Origin of the sequence: Blautia sp. HCP3S3_C12 (assembly GCF_052064155.1) — a bacterium.
In the GTDB taxonomy this organism is placed as follows: Bacteria; Bacillota; Clostridia; order Lachnospirales; family Lachnospiraceae; genus Blautia_A.
In genome coordinates this window covers 160,813-180,516 of the sequence record NZ_JBQHWC010000004.1, presented here as the reverse complement: position 1 = coordinate 180,516, position 19,704 = coordinate 160,813, and the positions used below count along the sequence as shown (strand labels likewise).

The window sequence follows — 19,704 nt, the reverse complement described above, 5'->3', positions numbered from 1 at the left end:
TAATAAAGTGAATTGTGAAAATAGATTTTCGTGTGCTGCAGATTTGCAGTGTAAAAATAGAAAAATAAAAATTTAGGAGTAGAAGCAATGAATTATCAGGAAAGCCGTGAATACATAGACAGGGTAACGAGGGAGATTCCCAGTGTGCTGGGACTGGAGCATATGCGGGAATTAATGAAAAGACTGGGAAACCCTCAGGAAGATCTGAAATATGTTCATATAGCAGGTACCAATGGGAAGGGCTCAGTAATTGCTTTTCTATATTCTGCACTGTCTCAGGCAGGCTATTGTGTGGGAAGGTATGTTTCCCCCACTTTATATTCTTACAGAGGAAGAATTGCTGTGGCAGGACAGATGATTGACAGAGACAGTTTTGCCCTGTATCTCACCCAGGTGGCAGATGCGATTCAAGTTATGACAGCAGATGGTTTTCCTCATCCTACAGCTTTTGAAATAGAGACAGCTGTGGCGTTTTTGTATTTTAAAAACAAAGGCTGTGATCTTGTGCTTCTTGAAGTGGGAATGGGTGGAAACCTTGATGCCACCAATATTATCAACAATACTCTTCTTGCAGTTCTGGTATCTATCAGTATGGATCATATGTCTTTTCTTGGAAATACCCTTTCTGAAATTGCAGAGAAAAAGGCCGGAATTATTAAAGAGGGCAGTCATGTGGTAACAGTACAGCAGAAAACGGAGGTTATGGAGGTTATCTGTGAAAAATGCAGAAGCAATCATGCGGAATGTACTGTAGCAGATGCAGCACAGGCACAGGTAGTAGAGGAAGGCGTTGAAGGCCAGACAATTATTTACGAAAAGGAATGTTACAGAATTCCTCTGGCAGGAATTTACCAGAAGGAAAATGCGGTGGCTGCTCTGAATGCACTGAAAGTATTGGATGGACTGGGATTTCCCACTACTGCAGAACAGAAAAAAGAAGGGCTGGAGAAGGTGTCCTGGAATGGAAGATTTACAGTTCTGGATACAGAACCCCTCTTTGTGGTGGACGGGGCACATAATCCGGCAGCAGCAGATATGTTGGTACAATCCATAGAGCATTATTTTAAAGGGAAAAGACTGATTTATATTATGGGAGTTTTCTCAGATAAGGATTATCAGAGTGTGATCCGAAAGACGGCACCCCTTGCAGATCAGATATTTACCATACAGACACCGAATAATGTGCGGGCTCTTCCTGCGCAGAAACTGGCAGAGGCCATAGAGAAGATAAACCCTCATGTAGAAGCAGTAGAGAGCGTGGAAGCAGCAGTGGAAAAGGCATATGGTCTTGCTGAGGATAAAGATGTGATCCTGGCTTTTGGTTCGTTGTCCTTTATCGGTATTATGACAGAAGCTGTTGAGGAAGAAAAGAAGAAACGAAAGGAACAGCAGAATGATTGATTTACTGGAAAGCAGAGATAAAATTGATAAGATTGATATGGAGATTGTCCGGCTCTTTGAGGAAAGAATGAAGATATGTGAGGATGTGGCAGAATATAAGATCGCTACAGGCAAAAAGGTGCTGGATGCAGAAAGAGAGAGACAGAAACTGAAGGCTCTGCGTGGCAGAGCCCATGGGGAATTTAATCAGTTGGGTACTCAGGAACTGTTTGAGCAGATTATGGCCATCAGCCGGAAGCGGCAGTATCAGCTTTTGACAGAGCATGGTGTAGAGGATGAAGAAAAACTGGAAATGGTGGATTTTCTTCCGTTGAACAATGTTACAGTTGTTTTTCAGGGGGTAGAGGGAGCTTACAGTTATGCTGCCATGCGGGAATACTTCGATGATGATATTAAAAGCTTTCATGTGAAAACATGGAGAGATGCTATGGAAGCTGTAGTGGAGGGGAAGGCAGACTATGGGGTACTCCCTATCGAAAATTCCACTGCAGGTATTGTGGCAGGAATTTATGATCTTCTTACAGAATATGATCTGAATATTGTGGGAGAGCAGATCATCAGTCCTCGTCATGTATTGCTGGGACTGCCGGAGGCTTCGCTGGAGGATATCCGTTGTGTATATTCCCATTCTCAGGCACTGGCTCAGTGTTCTAAATATCTGGAAGCCCATCCCGAATGGAGAACACAGGAGATGGAAAATACTGCTGGTTCTGCAAAAAAAGTGAGAGAAGACGGTGATATTACCCAGGCTTCCATTGCAAGCAGACAGGCAGGAGAGCTTTATGGTTTAAAGGTTCTGGCAGAAAATATTTGTAGCAATGATAAAAATGCAACCCGATTTGTGATTGTAAGTAAGAAACCTATATATGTGAAGGATGCAAATAAGATCAGCGTTTTCTTTGAACTGTATCATGAAAGCGGAACGCTTTATCATATGCTTTCCCATATTATTTATAACGGATTGAACATGACCAAGATTGAATCCAGGCCTATTCCGGGTAAAAACTGGCAATATCGGTTTTTTGTGGATTTCGAGGGGAATCTGCAGGACAGTGCTGTGAAAAATGCTCTCCGCGGAATTGAGGCAGAAGCTGACAGAATGCGCATTTTGGGAAATTACTAAAAATTAGTTTAGGAGAAATAAATAAAATGGCTAGATTAAATGAATGTATTTTGTATCGTGACTTTGAACATGGAGATCTTCTGGCTAAAATGGCAGAAATTATGACTTTATGGGAGAAGGATGCGGCAGATTTAAAATCAAAGGAGGGACAGTTCTTTGAATGTGTCAATGGTTTGGTGGAAATGGCAGGTTTATATGGATTTTCAGGAAACCTGTGGCATTGCTATCTGACCTTCCTGCTGGTTAACAAGGAAAATGCTTTCAGTACAGCAAGCGAAATCAGAGGTGCTGTAAAAGGAAGCATCAATGAACTGGTTTTAAATGATTTTGAGATTTTCAAAGAGCTTTATGATTTTGACCTGAATGTGCTGGATGAAGCTTTCGGGATTTCCTGCTGTAAAGTTATCTGTGATTATATAAATACAGGAAGCAACAGCAAGATGTTTAATTCAAGGATCCGTGACCGTATCTGCGAGATGAGCAGGACTCTGGCCGGGGCAGAGACTACCGAGGAATTTATGGCAGATATGGTGCAGTTTTATAAGGATTTTGGTGTAGGAAAGCTTGGTCTGCATAAGGCTTTCCGTGTAGGCCGCGATGAGAATGATAAGGTGGAGATTCAGCCCATTACCAGAATTGCGCATGTGAAATTGGAGGATCTTATCGGATATGAGATTCCTAAACAGAAGCTGATTGAGAATACAGAGGCCTTTGTCAGAGGCAGAAAGGCAAATAACTGTCTGCTTTTTGGTGATGCAGGTACAGGCAAGTCTTCCAGCATTAAGGGAATCCTTAACCGATATTATGATGAAGGTCTGCGTATTATTGAGGTGTATAAACATCAGTTCCAGGATCTGAATGATGTGATTGCGCAGATCAAAAACAGAAATTATAAATTTATTATTTATATGGATGACCTTTCTTTTGAAGAATTTGAAATTGAATATAAATACCTGAAAGCTGTGATCGAGGGTGGACTGGAAAAGAAACCGGATAATATTCTGATCTACGCAACAAGCAATCGGAGACATCTGGTGAGAGAACGGGCAGGAGACAAGCTGGAGGTCATGGACGATGATGATCTGCACTCTTCAGATACTGTACAGGAGAAGCTGTCCCTGGTATACAGGTTCGGTGTCCGTATTTATTTTGGAGCGCCGGGTAAAAAAGAATTCCAGACAATTGTCAAAGCTCTGGCTGAAAGAAATGGTATCAAGATGCCGGAGGATGAACTTTTGCTTGAAGCGAATAAATGGGAGCTGTCTCATGGAGGATTGACAGGAAGAACAGCACAGCAGTTTATTGATCATCTGCTGGGTATTCAGGAAGAATAGCTGAAAGACACCGGACAGGAAGGAGAAAAAATATGGCAGTGATGACTTTTGCGGCGATAGATATTGGTTCCTATGAAGTAAGCATGAAGATTTTTGAATTGTCAAAAAAAATTGGATTCAGGGAATTAAATGATGTAAGGTACAGTCTGGAATTGGGAAAGGGCGTATATTCCAATGGAAAGCTGGATACACAGATGCTGGATGTTCTGTGTGAGACTTTAAATGATTTTAAAAGGATGATGCAGGATTTTGGGGTAGTGGAATATCGTGCATGTGGAACAAGTGCGCTGAGGGAACTTGCAAATCCGCTGATTATTGTAGAACAGATTTATCGCAGAACAGGTTTTAAAGTAGAGATATTAAGTAATGCGGAACAGCATTTTCTGGGCTATAAATCAATTGCTGCCATTGAAAGAGGCTTTAAGAAAATGATCCAGAAGGGAACTGCCATTCTGGATGTGGGAGGAGGAAGCCTGCAGGTTTCTCTTTTTGATAAGGATGCCCTGGTTACTACCCAGAGCCTTAAAATGGGAAGCCTGAGAATCCGTCAGCGTCTTCAGGAACTGGAAAAAACCACCATTCATTATGATAAACTGGTGGAGGAATTTATCCGTAATGACCTGACAAATTTTCAGCGTCTGTATCTGAAGGACAGAGATATTAAAAATGTTATCCTTATGGGAGATTTTATCACCGATATGATCTTTCAGGAGGAGATGAAGGATAAGATCATTACCAGGAATGAATTTATGAAGCGTTATGAGGATACGGTAGATAAGACAGAGGATGTGCTTGCACAGGAGATGGAGATCGATCCGGAATATGCTTCTCTGGTTGTGCCTACCATGGTAGTGTGCAGAAGCTTTATTGATATTTTTCAGGCAGAGGCTCTGTGGGCTCCCGGTGTATCTCTTCTGGATGGTATTGCTTATGACTATGCAGAAAAGAAAAAATTTATAAGAAGTGTACATAATTTTGAAAATGATATTCTGGTGACTTCTAAAAATATTGCAAAGCGGTATTCCAGCAGTAAAAGTCATATTCAGGGAACCATGAATCTGTGCCTGAACATTTTTGACAGTATGAAGAAAGTGCATGGAATGGGAAAGCGGGAAAGACTTCTCATTCAGATTGCGGCTTTACTTCATGATTGCGGTAAATATATAAGCATGGGAAATGTTTCTGAGTGTTCCTATCAGATTATTATGTCTACAGAAATTATTGGCCTGTCTTCTCTGGAAAGAAAGATGATTGCTTATGCTGTCAGATATAATACAACAGCTTTTGTCTATTACGATGAAATTCAGATGCTGGGAGCCGGAATTGACAGGGAGAGTTATATAAAGATCGCTAAAATGACAGCGATCCTGCGGCTGGCTAATGCCATGGACAGAAGCCACTGTCAGAAGGTAAAGGGAATCAAAACTGTGCTGAAGGACAGAGAACTGCAGATGGTTATGGATTCCAGCCAGGATATTTCCCTGGAATTGGGACTTTTGCAGGATAAGGTTGCATTTTTTGAAGAGGTTTTTGGTATCCGCCTTGTGATCAGAGGAAAAGGAAGGGCGTAAAGGAGGAAAATAATGGAACTTGAGAAATTTGAAAAAAGTGAATATTTTGTGAACCGGGAACTGAGCTGGCTAAAATTTGATGAACGTGTTCTCAGTGAGGCCAGAGACAAAACACTTCCTTTATTTGACAGACTGAAATTTTTAAGTATTACAGCTTCCAATCTGGACGAGTTTTTTATGGTTCGTGTAGCATCTCTGAAGGATCAGGTGCATGCGGGCTATCATAAGACAGATATTGCCGGGATGACAGCTAAAGAGCAGTTGAAGGAGATCAGTCTGCGTACCCATGAATTGGTTCATGTGCAGTATAATACGCTGAACCGTTCTCTGATTCCTGCGCTGGAGAAGGCAGGGCTTCATCTGGTAGGAGCCCATGAGAATCTTACAGAGGAACAGAAGGCTTATGTGGACAGATATTTTGAGGATAATGTTTATCCTGTGCTTACGCCTATGGCTATGGATTCTTCCAGACCATTTCCTCTTATTCGAAATAAAACACTAAATATCGGTGCATTGATTTCCAAAAAAGGAAAAAAGGAAAAAGAAGAGCCTATGTTTGCAACTGTACAGGTTCCTTCTGTGCTTCCGAGAGTAGTGAGGATTCCTTCTATGAAAGAGGGAGATACTTCGGTGATTCTTCTGGAAGAGATTATTGAAAAAAATATTGATAAGCTGTTTCTGAGTTATGATGTAGTCTGTGCACATCCTTATCGTATTATGCGTAATGCAGATCTTACTATTGATGAAGATGAGGCAGAGGATCTGTTGGTAGAGATTCAGAAACAGTTAAAGAAACGTCAGTGGGGAGAGGTCATCCGTCTGGAGATAGAAGACAAAATGGATGAGAGACTGCTGGATATCCTGAAAATGGAGTTTGATATCAAAGAAGCGGATATTTTCAAGATCAATGGACCTCTGGATCTGACCATGCTGATGAAGGTATATGGGGCAGAGGGCTTTGACCGGTATAAGACCCCAAGATACCAGCCGGCTCCTGTGCCTGCTTTCCAGAATGATAAGGATATTTTTCAGGTGATCCGTGAGGGTGATGTATTTCTTCATCATCCATATATGAGCTTTGATCCTGTTGTTAATTTTGTGCGTCAGGCTGCAAAGGATCCGGATGTGTTGGCAATCAAGCAGACCTTGTATCGCGTCAGTGGTAATTCCCCTATTATTGCAGCTCTTGCTCAGGCAGCAGAGAATGGCAAGCAGGTTTCTGTTCTGGTAGAATTGAAAGCTCGTTTTGATGAGGAAAATAATATTGTCTGGGCCAAGAAACTGGAAAAAGCAGGATGTCATGTTATCTATGGTCTGGTTGGGCTGAAAACACACAGCAAGATTACCCTTGTGGTGCGCAGGGAAGAGACCGGAATCCGCCGCTATGTGCATCTGGCTACAGGTAACTATAATGATTCAACAGCAAAACTTTACACAGACTGCGGTATATTTACCTGTGATGAAAGATTTGGCGAGGATGCTACAGCTGTGTTTAATATGTTGTCAGGCTATTCGGAACCGAAGCGTTGGAATAAACTGATCGTGGCTCCTATCTGGATGAAGGACAGATTTGTAAGTCTGATAGAGAGAGAAGCTGAAAATGTAAAGAAGGGACTGCCGGCGCTGATCCGTGCAAAGATGAATTCTCTTTGCGATCCCAAGATTATGGCTGCCCTTTATTATGCATCTTCCTGTGGAGTACAGGTAGAGCTTCTGGTAAGAGGTATCTGCTGCCTGAAGGTAGGACTGCCGGGAATCAGCGAAAATATCCATGTGCGTTCTATTGTAGGCGAATTTCTGGAGCATAGCCGTATTTTCTATTTTGAAAACGGTGGAAATCCTGAAATTTATATGGGAAGTGCTGACTGGATGCCAAGAAATCTGGACAGACGTGTGGAAATTGTTTTCCCTGTGGAGGATGAAAAAATCAAAAAAGAACTGGAGCATGTGCTGGATCTGGAATTCAGGGATAATGTAAAGGCTCATATCCTTCAGCCTGATGGAATTTATGTCAAACCGGATAAACGTGGAAAGGTACAGCTGAATTCCCAGATGGAATTTTGTATGGAGGCTACAGAGAGGGCTGTTCAGCAGAAACACGAGACAAAAAAATCCAGGGTATTTGTTCCTGCAGAACCAGCGGAGGATATTGAAGATTAAAATGTGGCAGTAATAAAAATGCTGGCATTGAGAAAGTCCATGGAATCTGAAGAAAAAGTCCATGGACTTTCCCTGATATTGGTGAAAGCAAAAATGCTGAAAAGCTTTTACCCGGAGAAAACCTTGTAAATACGGGGTTTTTACAAGGAAAATTCGCGAAAAATAAAAAAATTGAAATTTTTTAAAAAAAGTACTTGCATTTTAGAAAAATATGGTGTATATTAAATGAGTCGACAGCGAGAGACGCAAACGACACAAAGAAATGGCCAGTTGGTCAAGGGGTTAAGACGTCGCCCTCTCACGGCGAAAACACGGGTTCGATTCCCGTACTGGCTGCTAACAAATAGTGGGAAACAAATGATCAGAATTTCGATTCTGGTCATTTTTTTTGCCAGAAGCAATGCGTGGGTCAGAGCGTAAATGTATGCTTGAAATAAATTTAAAATTCGTTTATAATACAGAACAAACGTTCATGACTGAAGCTATTGTTTGCAGGCGTTATACCTGATCATACCTGAGTGAAGGCAGAATATATTTCAGAAAATATGCCAAGACAGAAAGAAAGGAAAGATAACAGATATGGCAAAGAAAGAAACCTATGATGCAGGGAGTATCTCTGTTCTGGAGGGTCTGGAGGCGGTCCGTAAGCGTCCGGGAATGTATATCGGAAGTGTTTCGAGAAAAGGACTTAACCATCTGATCTATGAGATCGTAGATAATGCGGTGGATGAACATCTGGCGGGATACTGCAGTCTGATCCATGTGGTCCTGGAGAAAGACGGATCCTGTACAGTTACAGACAACGGAAGAGGAATTCCTGTAGATATGCATGAAAAGGGAGTATCTGCAGAGAGACTTGTATTTACCACACTTCATGCAGGCGGTAAATTTGACAATTCAGCCTATAAGACCAGCGGAGGACTTCACGGAGTAGGTTCCTCGGTTGTCAATGCATTGTCTACATATCTGGATATTAAGATCAGTCGTGACGGATATATACATCACGATCATTATGAAAGGGGAATTCCTACGCTGGAACTGGAAGAGGGACTTCTGCCAAAGTTGGGAAGGACCAGACAGACAGGGACCAGTATTAATTTCCTGCCTGATCCGGAGATTTTTGAAAAGACAAGATTCTCCGCGACAGAAGTAAAGAGCAGACTCCATGAGACTGCTTATCTGAATCCGGAGCTGACGATACATTTTGAAGATAAAAGAGGTGCTGAGATTGAGGATATCACATATCATGAACCGGATGGGATTATCGGATTTATTAAGGACCTGAATCAGAATGCAGAGGTGCTCCACGAACCGGTTTATCTGAAAGGAGAGTCTGATGGAATTCAGGTAGAGGTGGCCTTCCAGTTTACCAATGAGTTTAGGGAGAATGTACTTGGATTCTGCAACAATATTTACAATGCAGAAGGCGGTACACACCTTACAGGATTTAAAACTACCTTTACTACAGTGATGAATACTTATGCCAGAGAGATTGGCGTTCTGAAAGATAAAGATCCTAATTTTACAGGTGCAGATATCCGTAATGGAATGACAGCGGTTGTTTCTATTAAACATCCGGAACCTCGATTTGAGGGACAGACAAAGACAAAGCTGGATAATCAGGATGCGTCCCGTGCCACAGGTAAAGTGGTGGGAGAGCAGATGGTACTTTATTTTGACAGGAATCTGGAGACTCTGAAGACTATTCTTTCCTGTGCAGAGAAAGCAGCAAAGATTCGTAAAACAGAGGAGAGAGCGAAAACTAATCTTCTGACCAAACAGAAATATTCTTTTGACTCTAACGGAAAACTGGCAAACTGTGAGAAAAAGGATCCTTCCCAGTGTGAGATCTTTATTGTGGAGGGAGATTCTGCGGGAGGTTCTGCAAAGACTGCCCGTAACCGTAATTATCAGGCAATCCTTCCTATCAGAGGTAAGATACTGAATGTGGAGAAAGCTACTATTGATAAAGTACTTGCAAATGCGGAGATCAAGACTATGATCAATGCTTTTGGATGTGGATTTTCCGAAGGATATGGTAATGACTTTGATATTACAAAGCTTCGTTATGACAAGATCGTGATCATGGCTGATGCTGATGTGGATGGAGCTCATATTTCTACCTTGCTCCTTACTCTGTTCTATCGTTTTATGCCAGACCTGATCACAGAGGGACATGTGTATATTGCCATGCCACCGCTGTATAAGGTTATGCCAAAGAAAGGACAGGAAGAATACCTGTATGATGACAAGGCGCTGGAAAGATACAGACGCGCCCATAAGCCGGGAAGCTTCACTCTGCAGAGATATAAAGGTCTGGGAGAAATGGATGCAGAACAGCTTTGGGAAACTACGCTGAATCCGGAAACCAGAATGATGAAACGTGTGGAGATCGAGGATGCAAGACTTGCATCCAGCGTGACAGAGGTTCTTATGGGAAGTGATGTGCCGCCGAGAAAGAAATTTATTTATGAGCATGCGCAGGATGCTGAACTGGATATCTGATATAAATGGAGGAATGAAATAAATGGAAACAAAACAGGAGAATGTGATCCCTACCGACTATGCGGAGGTCATGCAGAAATCCTATATCGACTATGCCATGAGTGTTATTATCTCCAGAGCTCTGCCGGATGTGCGTGACGGATTAAAGCCTGTACAGAGAAGAACACTGTATGATATGTATGAACTGGGGATCCGATATGACAGACCTTACAGAAAATGTGCCCGTATTGTAGGTGATACTATGGGTAAATACCATCCCCATGGGGACAGCTCCATCTATGAAGCTCTTGTAGTGATGGCCCAGGATTTCAAAAAAGGTAAAACTCTGGTTGATGGACATGGAAATTTCGGTTCCATTGAAGGCGACGGTGCAGCTGCCATGCGATATACAGAAGCAAGACTTGAAAAACTGACACAGGATGTTTTTCTTGAGGATCTGGATAAGAATGTTGTGGATTTTATGCCAAACTTTGATGAGACAGAAAAAGAACCTGTGGTGCTGCCTGTCAGAATTCCCAATCTTCTTGTAAACGGAGCTGACGGCATCGCAGTTGGCATGGCAACCAGCATTCCTCCTCATAACCTGGGAGAGGTAGTTGATGCTGTAAAGGCATATATGAAGAATAATGACATCAGTGTCAAAGGTCTGATGCGTTATCTCAAAGGACCGGATTTCCCCACAGGCGGTCTGGTGGTAAATAAAGATGACCTGCTCAAAATCTATGAGACAGGAACAGGAAAACTCCGTGTCAGAGGCAAGGTAGAGACAGTGAAGCAGAAGGGCGGCAGGCAGCAGCTTGTGATCACGGAGATCCCATACACTATGATAGGTGCGAATATAGGAAAATTCCTGAATGATATTGCATCTCTGGTGGAAAGTAAGAAAACAACAGATATTGTGGATATCTCAAATCAGTCCTCCAAAGAAGGAATCCGTATAGTTCTTGATCTGAAGCGTGATGCTGATGTGGAGAACCTGACCAATATGCTGTATAAGAAAACAAAGCTGGAAGATACATTTGGTGTCAATATGCTTGCAGTTGCAGATGGCAGACCTGAAACTTTGAGCTTGAAGCAGGTGATAGAGCACCATGTGGACTTTGTGTTTGACGTTACAACCAGAAAATATACCACACTTCTGAATAAAGAGCAGGAGAAGAAGGAAATCCAGGAAGGTCTGATCAAGGCCTGTGATGTGATTGATCTGATCATTGAGATCCTTCGCGGCAGCAAAAGTCGTGAGCAGGTGAAAAAATGTCTGGTTGAGGGAAATACAGAAGGAATTAAATTTAAGTCCAGGTCCAGCGAGAAAGCTGCGAAGACACTGCAGTTTACAGAAAGACAGGCTACGGCTATCCTGGAAATGCGACTGTATAAACTGATTGGTTTGGAGATGGAGGCACTCCAGGCAGAATATGGAGAAACCATGAAGAATATTGCTCTCTATGAGGATGTTCTGAATAATTATGATTCTATGGCAGCTGTGATCATGAAAGATCTGGATCAGATTAAGAAAGAATATGGTTCCAGACGCCGTACAATAATTGAAAATGCAGAGGAAGCCGTATACGAAGAAAAGAAAATGGAAGAGATGGAAGTTACATTCCTGATGGATCGTTTTGGTTATATGAGAGTGATCGATAAATCTGCATATGAGAGAAATAAAGATGCTGCCACTGCAGAGAATAAATATGTATTCCATTGCATGAATACGGATAAGATCTGTATATTTACAGATAAAGGCAAGATGCACAGTGTTAAGGTGGCAGATATACCTCTGGTACGGTTCAGGGATAAAGGGACACCGGCAGATAATCTGAGCAATTATAACAGTACGGAAGAACAAATGCTCTATGTGGCGCCGCTGGCGGAGATCAGACAGTCAACCCTGTTGTTTGTTACAGCTTCTTCTATGTGCAAGTTAGTGTCCGGCGCAGAGTTTGAGGTGGCAAAAAGAACGATTGTGTCTACCAAGCTGGGAGATGAGGATAGCTTGATTTTTGTGGGATCTGCAGATGAGATGGAGCAGATCGTCCTTCAGAGCGAAGGGGGATATTTCCTGCGATTCCAGAAACAGGATGTTTCTTCTATGAAAAAAACATCTATCGGTGTCCGGGGGATGAAGCTGGCAGAAGGAGACAGGGTATCTCATGCATATATGTTGGAGACCAGGCAGGAGTATACCATTGAGTATCATGACAAACCATATACTCTGAATAAGGTGAAGCTTTCCAGGCGTGATACCAAAGGCACAAAGCCACGTATTTGAAACAATAAAAAGAAAATGCCGGAAAAGCCTTGCATTTCCCCATAATTGGTGCTACAATAGGAAAAGATTAGAACTTGTTGAAATAGGAGTGGGCGTGAGCCCACTCCTATTTGCTGAATGGAAAGGCAGGTGGGAAAATGAGCAGACGGGAAGAGTATGAGAAAAGAGCAGAAGAGCTTCTGGCGCCGATTGTGGAGCAGAATGAATTTGAACTGGTGGATGTGGAATATGTAAAGGAAGCCGGAAACTGGTATCTGAGAGGATATATCGACAAACCGGGTGGAATCACAGTGAATGACTGTGAAACAGTAAGCAGAGCTTTCAGTGATAAGCTGGATGAGAATGATTTTATTGAAGATAGCTATATCATGGAGATCAGTTCTCCGGGGCTGGACAGACCGTTGAAAAAAGAAAAAGATTTTCAGAGAAACATGGGAAAACTGGTGGAGGTCCGTACCTACCGGCCAATTGAGAAACAAAAAGAGTTCTGCGGTATATTGACCGCGTTTGACAGTAACAGTGTGACAATCGATGAAGATGGCACGGAGCGAACATTTGAGAAAAAGGATATGGCTCTGATACGTCAGGCAATTGAGTTTTAGTGATAAATTCGGGAGGATAAGAAAAAAATGAACAAAGAATTAATGGAGGCGCTGAATATCCTGGAAAAGGAAAAAAATATCAGCAAGGATACATTGCTGGAGGCAATTGAACAGTCTCTGATCCAGGCTTGCAAGAACCATTTTGGCAAAGCGGACAATGTACATGTGACCATTAATCCGGAAACCTGTGATTTTGCTGTATATGCAGAGCGAAATGTTGTGGAATATGTGGAAGACCCGGCATTGGAAATTTCTCTGACAGATGCTCAGAAAATCACATCCAGAGCAGAAATCGGCGGGATCGTCCAGGTCCCCATCCAGTCTAAGGAATTCGGACGAATTGCAACACAGAATGCCAAAAACGTAATTCTGCAGAAAATCCGTGAGGAAGAGCGCAGAGTACTGTATGATGAATATCATGGAATTGAAAAAGAAGTGGTAACAGGTATTGTGCAGCGTGTGATGGGCAAGAATGTAAGCATTAATCTGGGTAAGGTAGATGCTGTTTTAAGCGAAAACGAACAGGTTAAGAGTGAGCATTTCAAACCTACAGAGAGAATCAAGCTGTATATCCTGGAAGTTAAGGATACACCGAAGGGACCTCGTATTCTGGTATCCAGAACTCATCCGGAACTGGTAAAAAGACTTTTTGAGTCAGAGGTTGCAGAGGTGAGAGATGGTACTGTAGAGATTAAGAGTATTGCCCGTGAGGCTGGTTCCCGTACTAAAATCGCAGTATGGAGCAATGATCCGGATGTAGATCCTGTAGGAGCCTGTGTAGGTATGAACGGAGCCCGTGTTAATGCTGTGGTAGAAGAACTCCGCGGTGAAAAAATTGATATTATCAATTGGGATGAGAATCCGGCAATTCTTATTGAGAATGCCTTAAGTCCTGCAAAAGTAATTGCAGTTATGGCAGATCCGGATGATAAAACAGCACTGGTGGTTGTACCGGATTACCAGCTTTCTCTTGCAATCGGCAAGGAAGGACAGAATGCGCGTCTGGCAGCAAGACTGACAGGGTTCAAGATTGATATCAAGAGTGAAACCCAGGCAAGAGAGTCCGGCGATTTCTATGATTATGATGAGGATGAGGAGTCCGGTGACGAATATGCAGAAAATGCTTCCGAAGCAGAGTCCGGTACTGAAGAGACTTTTGCAGAGGAGCAGGAAGCAGCAGATCATGAAAACGAAGAGTAAGATTCCTATGCGCCAATGTACAGGCTGCAGGGAAATGAAAAGTAAAAAAGAAATGATAAGAGTCCTGAAGACTACAGAGGATGAAATTGTACTGGATACTACCGGAAAGAAAAACGGTAGAGGTGCTTACCTGTGTTTCTCCAGGGACTGTCTGGAAAAGGCAATGAAAAATCATGGCCTGGAGCGTTCTTTGAAGGCAGGGATTCCGGACGAAGTATATGAGCGACTGAAGAAGGAGCTGGAGGATATTGAAAAATAACAGAGTACTGTCACTGATAGGGCTGGCTACCAAAGCAGGCAAGACTGTAAGCGGTGAATTTTCCACTGAGAAATCAGTAAAAACAGGAAAGGGACTGCTGGTTATTGTAGCTGAGGATGCATCAGAGAATACCAAGAAGAAATTCCGAAACATGTGCAGCTTTTATGAAGTTCCGATTTCTTTTTATTCAGATAAAGAGAGCCTTGGCAGGGCAATGGGAAAGGAATTCCGTGCCTGCCTGGCTGTCCAGGATGAAAACTTTGCGAAAGCAATCATGAAGGAGGTATAGCAATTGTCAAAATTGCAGGCACATGAGCTGGCCAAAGGGCTTGGAAGACAGAACAAAGAAGTAACAGAAATAGATAAATATAATAGGGGAAAGGAGCATATTGCGAAATTGGATACTCCCAAAACAGAAGAAAAGGTTGTAACAGCAAATCTTGAAGGAGAAAAGGCTGAAACACCTAAAAAGAAAAAGAATATTATCCGTGTTTATCATGCACAGAATGCAAGTGACGGAGGAAAAACAAGAAAGAAAACAGTAAAGCCTGCAGCTGAAAAAAAAGCGGAGGCACCAAAGACAAATGAGACAGTAAAACCAGCTGTGACAAAGACAGCAGAAACTCAGTCTCCGCGTCAGACAACTTCGGACCGTGCAGGTGCCGGCAACAGAGGCTCCCGACAGGGAGATGGCCAGAACCGCCAGGGTGGTCGTCCGCAGGGAGATGGAAGAAGCCAGGGAGGCAGATTTAGCCAGGGCCGTTCACAGGGAGATGGTCAGAACCGTCAGGGTGGTCGTTTCCAGGGTGAAGGCCGTCCACAGGGAAATCGTTTTGGACAGGGAAGAGGCCAGGGAGATGGCCAGAACCGCCAGGGCGGTCGTCCGCAGGGAGATGGAAGAAGCCAGGGAGGCAGATTTAACCAGGGCAGACCACAGGGCGAAGGCCGTCCGCAGGGACAGCGCCAGAATACCAGAAAGAATGATGACATGGTATTTGCACCTGAACTGACCAAGACTTCCAAGGACAGCAAGAGAGAGCGCGACAGAGAGAATAAAAATAAGAAAAAAGAATTCGACAAGAGCCAGAACAATGGTGGACGCAGACCAAATCAGGGAGGCTTTAACAAGAATTCCAGATTACCGAAGGCACTGCAGAAGCCGACTCCTCAGCCAAAGCAGGAAGAGAAGAAACCAGAGGTTAAGGAGATTACCCTTCCGGAGAAGATGACGATCCGCGAACTGGCAGAGGCAATGAAAATGCAGCCTTCTGCCATCGTAAAGAAGCTTTTCATGCAGGGTATGATGGTTACTGTGAACCATGAGATTGATTTTGAAAAAGCTCAGGAAATTGCTCTGGAATATGATATTGTTGCAGAACCGGAAGAGAAGGTGGATGTGATCGGAGAGCTTCTGAAAGAGGAAGAAGAGGATGAAGCCAAGATGGTTCCAAGACCACCGGTTGTCTGTGTTATGGGTCACGTTGACCATGGTAAGACATCTCTTTTGGATGCTATCCGTAAAACAAATGTAACCAGAGGTGAGGCTGGCGGTATCACACAGCATATCGGTGCTTCTGTGGTAGAGATCAACGGAGAGAAGATTACTTTCCTGGATACTCCGGGACATGAAGCATTTACTGCAATGCGTATGCGTGGTGCTAATTCTACAGATATTGCAGTTCTGGTTGTTGCAGCGGACGATGGTGTAATGCCTCAGACAGTAGAGGCTATCAGCCACGCAAAAGCAGCAGGCGTTGAGATCATTGTTGCTATTAACAAGATTGATAAACCAAGTGCCAATATTGAACGTGTAAAACAGGAACTTTCTGAATACGAGCTGATTCCGGAAGACTGGGGTGGAAGTACAATTTTTGTACCTGTTTCTGCCCATACAGGAGAGGGAATTGATACTCTTCTTGAAATGATCCTGCTTACAGCAGAGGTATGTGAACTGAAAGCAAATCCAAACCGTGCAGCTAGAGGTCTGGTTATTGAAGCACAGCTTGACAAAGGAAAGGGCCCTGTTGCTACAATTCTTGTACAGAAGGGAACTCTTCATGTAGGGGACTTTATTGCAGCAGGAGCATGCAGCGGTAAGGTACGTGCAATGATGGATGACAGGGGACGACGTATTAAACAGGCTGGTCCTTCCACGCCGGTAGAGATTCTGGGTCTTGGTGATGTTCCAAATGCCGGCGAGATTCTGCTGTCCTTTGACAGTGATAAAGAGGCGAAGAATTTTGCAGGGGCATTCGTATCAGAAAACAAGAATCGTCTGCTGGAGGAGACAAAGGGTAAACTGTCTCTGGATAATCTCTTTGATCAGATTCAGGCAAGTGACCTGAAAGAACTGCCGCTTATTGTAAAGGCTGATGTGCAGGGCTCTGTAGAAGCCGTAAAACAGAGTCTGACCAAACTTTCCAATGAGGAAGTGGTTGTTAAAGTTATCCATGGTGGAGTTGGAGCCATCAATGAATCTGATGTTAGTCTTGCGGCTACATCAAATGCGATTATTATCGGCTTTAATGTCCGTCCTGATACTACAGCGAAACAGCTGGCAGAGCAGGAGGGCGTAGATCTCCGCCTGTACAGAGTTATCTATCAGGCAATCGAAGATGTGGAAGCTGCTATGAAGGGTATGCTGGATCCTGTATTTGAGGAGAAGGTAATTGGCCATGCAGAGGTTCGTCAGCTGTTTAAGGCATCCGGAATTGGTACAATTGCAGGAAGCTATATTCTGGATGGTGTCTTCCAGAGAAACTGTAAGGTTCGTATTTCCAGAGAAGGAGAGCAGATCTTCGAGGGAGAACTTGCATCTCTGAAGAGATTTAAGGACGATGTAAAAGAAGTCAAGACGGGCTATGAATGTGGTCTTGTATTTGACGGCTTTAATGATGTAAAAGAAGAAGATAAGGTAGAGGCCTATATTATGGTAGAGGTACCAAGATAGGTATCAGGATACAGCCGGATAGAAATGTCCGGCTGATAAAATAGGAGTGAATATCTGAATGCGAAAAAACAGTATTAAGAATACAAGGATCAATGGTGAAGTTCAGAAAGAGCTGAGCACCATCATCCGTAATGAGATCAAGGACCCGCGTATTCATCCCATGACTTCTGTCATGGCTGTGGAAGTGGCTCCTGATCTGAAAACCTGTAAGGCATACATTAGTGTGCTTGGGGAAAAAGAAGCAAAAGAAGCAACGATCAAAGGACTAAAAAGCGCAGAAGGCTATATCCGACGTCAGCTTGCTCATAATATGAATCTGAGGAATACGCCGGAGATTCGTTTCATCCTGGATGAGTCCATCGAATATGGTGTGACCATGTCTAAATTGATCGATGATATTGCAAAGAAAGATCAGTCTCACAAACAGGAAACTGATATTGACAATTTCCAGGATGAGGAAGAAATTTGAGAGGTTAAATATATGAAAAATATTGCGGAGATACTGGATGGTGTGAAAACAATGGGAATCGGCGGACATGTTCGTCCGGACGGTGACTGCGTCGGTTCCTGTATGGCATTATATTTATATGTGAAAACCTACTGGCCGGAGATTCAGGTGGATGTGTATCTGGATCATCCAAAACCGGTTTTTGGTCATATTGACTGTATGGATGAGGTTAAAATGAAACTGGATGGTGAGAAGGAATATGACCTTTTTGTTACTTGCGATGTGAGCGCAAAGGACAGACTGGCCATTGCAGCTCCCTATTTTGACTCTGCAAAAAAGACAGCCTGTATTGATCATCATGTCAGCAATCCTGGATTTGCCCAGATCAATCATATTCGGGGCGAGGTAAGCTCTGCCTGTGAGGTGCTGTATAGTCTGTTGGATCCTGAAAAAATAAATTGCACGATCGCCAAACCAATCTATACAGGAATGGTTCATGATACAGGAGTGTTCCAGTATTCTTCAACTTCTCCGGATACCATGCGGATTGCCGGAGAACTGATGAAAACAGGATTCAATTTCAGTAAGATTATTGATGAATCTTTTTATCAGAAAACTTATATCCAGAATCAGGTTATGGGACGAGTTCTGGCAGAGAGCATTATGCTTCTGGATGGGAAATGTATTGTTGGCTATCTCAAAAAGAGAGATATGGACTTCTACGGTGCTGATGGTAAGGATCTGGATGGTATTGTCAGTCAGCTTCGTCTCACTCAGGGTGTGGAGGTTGCTATGTTTATCTATGAGTTTGAACAGCAGTCTTTCAAGGTTTCTCTTCGATCTAACGGAAAAATTGATGTAAGCAAGATAGCAGTATACTTTGGCGGCGGCGGACATATGCGTGCAGCAGGCTGTGATCTGCAAGGATCCGTGTACGATGTGATCAATAATGTGACAGGGCAGATATGCAAACAGTTTCAGGAGACAGAGGGCTGATGGATGGAATCATAGTGATCCGCAAGGAAAAAGGGTATACCTCTCATGATGTTGTGGCAAAATTGAGGGGAATTCTTCATATGAAAAAGATCGGGCATACCGGAACCCTTGACCCGGACGCAGAGGGGGTTCTCCCGGTAGCACTGGGCAAAGCTACAAAGCTGGTGGATCTGATCACTGATAAAGAGAAAACCTACGAGGCAGTTATGCGCCTTGGAGTAGTGACAGACACACAGGATATGACAGGGACTATTCTGTCACAGACGGAACAGATTTCTGTGACTGAGAAGGAGGTAAAAGAAGCAGCGGAATCCTTTCTTGGAGAACAGCTTCAGATTCCTCCCATGTATTCAGCACTGAAGGTAAATGGGAAAAAACTCTATGAGTTGGCACGAGAGGGAAAGACTGTGGAGAGAAAGCCACGGCCTGTACACTTTTATCAGATTGAAATTCTGGGGATAAATCTGCCGTTGGTGCGGTATCGTGTAGTCTGTAGCAAGGGAACCTATATCCGAACACTGTGCCATGATATGGGAGAGAAGCTTGGCTGCGGTGCTGCCATGGAATCTCTGGTGCGTACAAAAGTGGGAAAATTTGAATTAAAGGATGCCATTACACTTGCACAGGCAGAGGAAGCTGTAAAGTCTGGAGCTATACAGGATAAGGTTCTGGGTATAGAAGAAATCCTGGGAGAATATCCCCGGATTTGCTGTAAAGAAGAAGGTGACAGGCTTCTTGCTAATGGGAATCCTCTTCCTCAGGGAGTGGTTTCCGGATGTGAGAAGCAGGGCTGGATCAGAATGTGTAGCAGTGGAGGTGCATTTGCCGGAGTTTATCAGTGGGATGAAAGGCGGTTTCTATATTTCCCTGTGAAAATGTTTTGAGA

Annotated in this window: 16 protein-coding genes and 1 tRNA gene; all 17 read left to right on the top strand. The window is 43.3% G+C overall.

Features of this window, described 5'->3' with window-relative positions; translation table 11 throughout:
* Window positions 1-87 precede the first annotated feature (87 nt).
* A complete protein-coding gene (locus ACTNDS_RS06175) occupies window positions 88-1,401 on the top strand; it encodes a bifunctional folylpolyglutamate synthase/dihydrofolate synthase (protein ID WP_441034457.1) in 1,314 nt (437 codons plus the stop codon).
* Complete coding sequence (gene pheA / locus ACTNDS_RS06170) at window positions 1,394-2,524, top strand: prephenate dehydratase (RefSeq protein ID WP_441034455.1); 1,131 nt, start codon at window positions 1,394-1,396, stop codon at window positions 2,522-2,524. The genes ACTNDS_RS06175 and pheA overlap by 8 nt, the downstream gene beginning before the upstream one ends.
* Window positions 2,525-2,550: 26 nt before the next feature.
* The gene (locus ACTNDS_RS06165) at window positions 2,551-3,858 is read left to right on the top strand and encodes an ATP-binding protein (RefSeq protein WP_173743856.1); all 1,308 of its coding nucleotides are present in this window, start codon (window positions 2,551-2,553) and stop codon (window positions 3,856-3,858) included.
* A 32-nt stretch (window positions 3,859-3,890) separates the two neighbouring features.
* Window positions 3,891-5,429, top strand: a complete 1,539-nt coding sequence (locus tag ACTNDS_RS06160; RefSeq protein WP_441034453.1) for a Ppx/GppA phosphatase family protein — start codon at window positions 3,891-3,893, stop codon at window positions 5,427-5,429.
* Between the two features lie 12 nt (window positions 5,430-5,441).
* Window positions 5,442-7,589: an RNA degradosome polyphosphate kinase gene (locus ACTNDS_RS06155; RefSeq protein WP_441034451.1), complete on the top strand. Its 2,148-nt coding sequence runs from the start codon at window positions 5,442-5,444 to the stop codon at window positions 7,587-7,589.
* A gap of 3 nt (window positions 7,590-7,592) precedes the next feature.
* Window positions 7,593-7,718 carry a hypothetical protein gene (locus tag ACTNDS_RS06150; protein ID WP_303242381.1) on the top strand — a complete coding sequence of 42 codons (126 nt, stop codon included), beginning with the start codon at window positions 7,593-7,595 and terminating at the stop codon, window positions 7,716-7,718.
* Between the two features lie 135 nt (window positions 7,719-7,853).
* Window positions 7,854-7,925 (top strand) — tRNA-Glu (locus tag ACTNDS_RS06145).
* Window positions 7,926-8,168: 243 nt separating this feature from the next.
* A complete protein-coding gene (locus ACTNDS_RS06140; protein ID WP_441034449.1) occupies window positions 8,169-10,094 on the top strand; it encodes a DNA gyrase/topoisomerase IV subunit B in 1,926 nt (641 codons plus the stop codon).
* Between the two features lie 22 nt (window positions 10,095-10,116).
* Complete coding sequence (locus ACTNDS_RS06135) at window positions 10,117-12,363, top strand: DNA gyrase/topoisomerase IV subunit A (protein WP_173743853.1); 2,247 nt, start codon at window positions 10,117-10,119, stop codon at window positions 12,361-12,363.
* 137 nt (window positions 12,364-12,500) lie between these two features.
* Window positions 12,501-12,965, top strand: a complete 465-nt coding sequence (gene rimP, locus ACTNDS_RS06130; RefSeq protein ID WP_026076997.1) for a ribosome maturation factor RimP — start codon at window positions 12,501-12,503, stop codon at window positions 12,963-12,965.
* Window positions 12,966-12,992: 27 nt separating this feature from the next.
* A complete protein-coding gene (gene nusA, locus ACTNDS_RS06125; protein ID WP_441034446.1) occupies window positions 12,993-14,165 on the top strand; it encodes a transcription termination factor NusA in 1,173 nt (390 codons plus the stop codon).
* Entirely contained in the window at window positions 14,149-14,424 is a 276-nt protein-coding gene (rnpM, locus tag ACTNDS_RS06120) for an RNase P modulator RnpM (protein ID WP_019162060.1), read from the top strand. Before nusA ends, rnpM begins: the two co-directional genes overlap by 17 nt.
* Window positions 14,414-14,713 (top strand): L7Ae/L30e/S12e/Gadd45 family ribosomal protein, encoded by a 300-nt coding sequence (locus ACTNDS_RS06115; protein WP_019162059.1) that lies wholly within the window; start codon window positions 14,414-14,416, stop codon window positions 14,711-14,713. Before rnpM ends, ACTNDS_RS06115 begins: the two co-directional genes overlap by 11 nt.
* 3 nt (window positions 14,714-14,716) lie before the next feature.
* Entirely contained in the window at window positions 14,717-17,374 is a 2,658-nt protein-coding gene (infB, locus tag ACTNDS_RS06110; protein ID WP_441034443.1) for a translation initiation factor IF-2, read from the top strand.
* Between the two features lie 58 nt (window positions 17,375-17,432).
* Complete coding sequence (gene rbfA, locus ACTNDS_RS06105; protein WP_019162057.1) at window positions 17,433-17,843, top strand: 30S ribosome-binding factor RbfA; 411 nt, start codon at window positions 17,433-17,435, stop codon at window positions 17,841-17,843.
* Between the two features lie 12 nt (window positions 17,844-17,855).
* On the top strand, window positions 17,856-18,818 hold the full coding sequence (locus tag ACTNDS_RS06100; RefSeq protein ID WP_441034441.1) for a DHH family phosphoesterase: 963 nt from the start codon (window positions 17,856-17,858) through the stop codon (window positions 18,816-18,818).
* Window positions 18,818-19,702 carry a tRNA pseudouridine(55) synthase TruB gene (gene truB, locus ACTNDS_RS06095; RefSeq protein WP_441034439.1) on the top strand — a complete coding sequence of 295 codons (885 nt, stop codon included), beginning with the start codon at window positions 18,818-18,820 and terminating at the stop codon, window positions 19,700-19,702. Before ACTNDS_RS06100 ends, truB begins: the two co-directional genes overlap by 1 nt.
* The last annotated feature ends 2 nt before the right edge of the window (window positions 19,703-19,704 follow it).

Bases quoted from the DNA above. Each gene is read 5' to 3' on its own strand.
- ACTNDS_RS06165 (WP_173743856.1), top strand. From the start codon at position 2,551: ATGGCTAGATTAAATGAATGTATTTTGTATCGTGACTTTGAACATGGA.
- ACTNDS_RS06175 (WP_441034457.1), top strand. From the start codon at position 88: ATGAATTATCAGGAAAGCCGTGAATACATAGACAGGGTAACGAGGGAG.
- rnpM (WP_019162060.1), top strand. From the start codon at position 14,149: ATGAAAACGAAGAGTAAGATTCCTATGCGCCAATGTACAGGCTGCAGG.
- ACTNDS_RS06155 (WP_441034451.1), top strand. From the start codon at position 5,442: ATGGAACTTGAGAAATTTGAAAAAAGTGAATATTTTGTGAACCGGGAA.
- ACTNDS_RS06100 (WP_441034441.1), top strand. From the start codon at position 17,856: ATGAAAAATATTGCGGAGATACTGGATGGTGTGAAAACAATGGGAATC.
- rbfA (WP_019162057.1), top strand. From the start codon at position 17,433: ATGCGAAAAAACAGTATTAAGAATACAAGGATCAATGGTGAAGTTCAG.
- nusA (WP_441034446.1), top strand. From the start codon at position 12,993: ATGAACAAAGAATTAATGGAGGCGCTGAATATCCTGGAAAAGGAAAAA.
- ACTNDS_RS06135 (WP_173743853.1), top strand. From the start codon at position 10,117: ATGGAAACAAAACAGGAGAATGTGATCCCTACCGACTATGCGGAGGTC.
- rimP (WP_026076997.1), top strand. From the start codon at position 12,501: ATGAGCAGACGGGAAGAGTATGAGAAAAGAGCAGAAGAGCTTCTGGCG.
- pheA (WP_441034455.1), top strand. From the start codon at position 1,394: ATGATTGATTTACTGGAAAGCAGAGATAAAATTGATAAGATTGATATG.
- truB (WP_441034439.1), top strand. From the start codon at position 18,818: ATGGATGGAATCATAGTGATCCGCAAGGAAAAAGGGTATACCTCTCAT.
- ACTNDS_RS06160 (WP_441034453.1), top strand. From the start codon at position 3,891: ATGGCAGTGATGACTTTTGCGGCGATAGATATTGGTTCCTATGAAGTA.
- ACTNDS_RS06140 (WP_441034449.1), top strand. From the start codon at position 8,169: ATGGCAAAGAAAGAAACCTATGATGCAGGGAGTATCTCTGTTCTGGAG.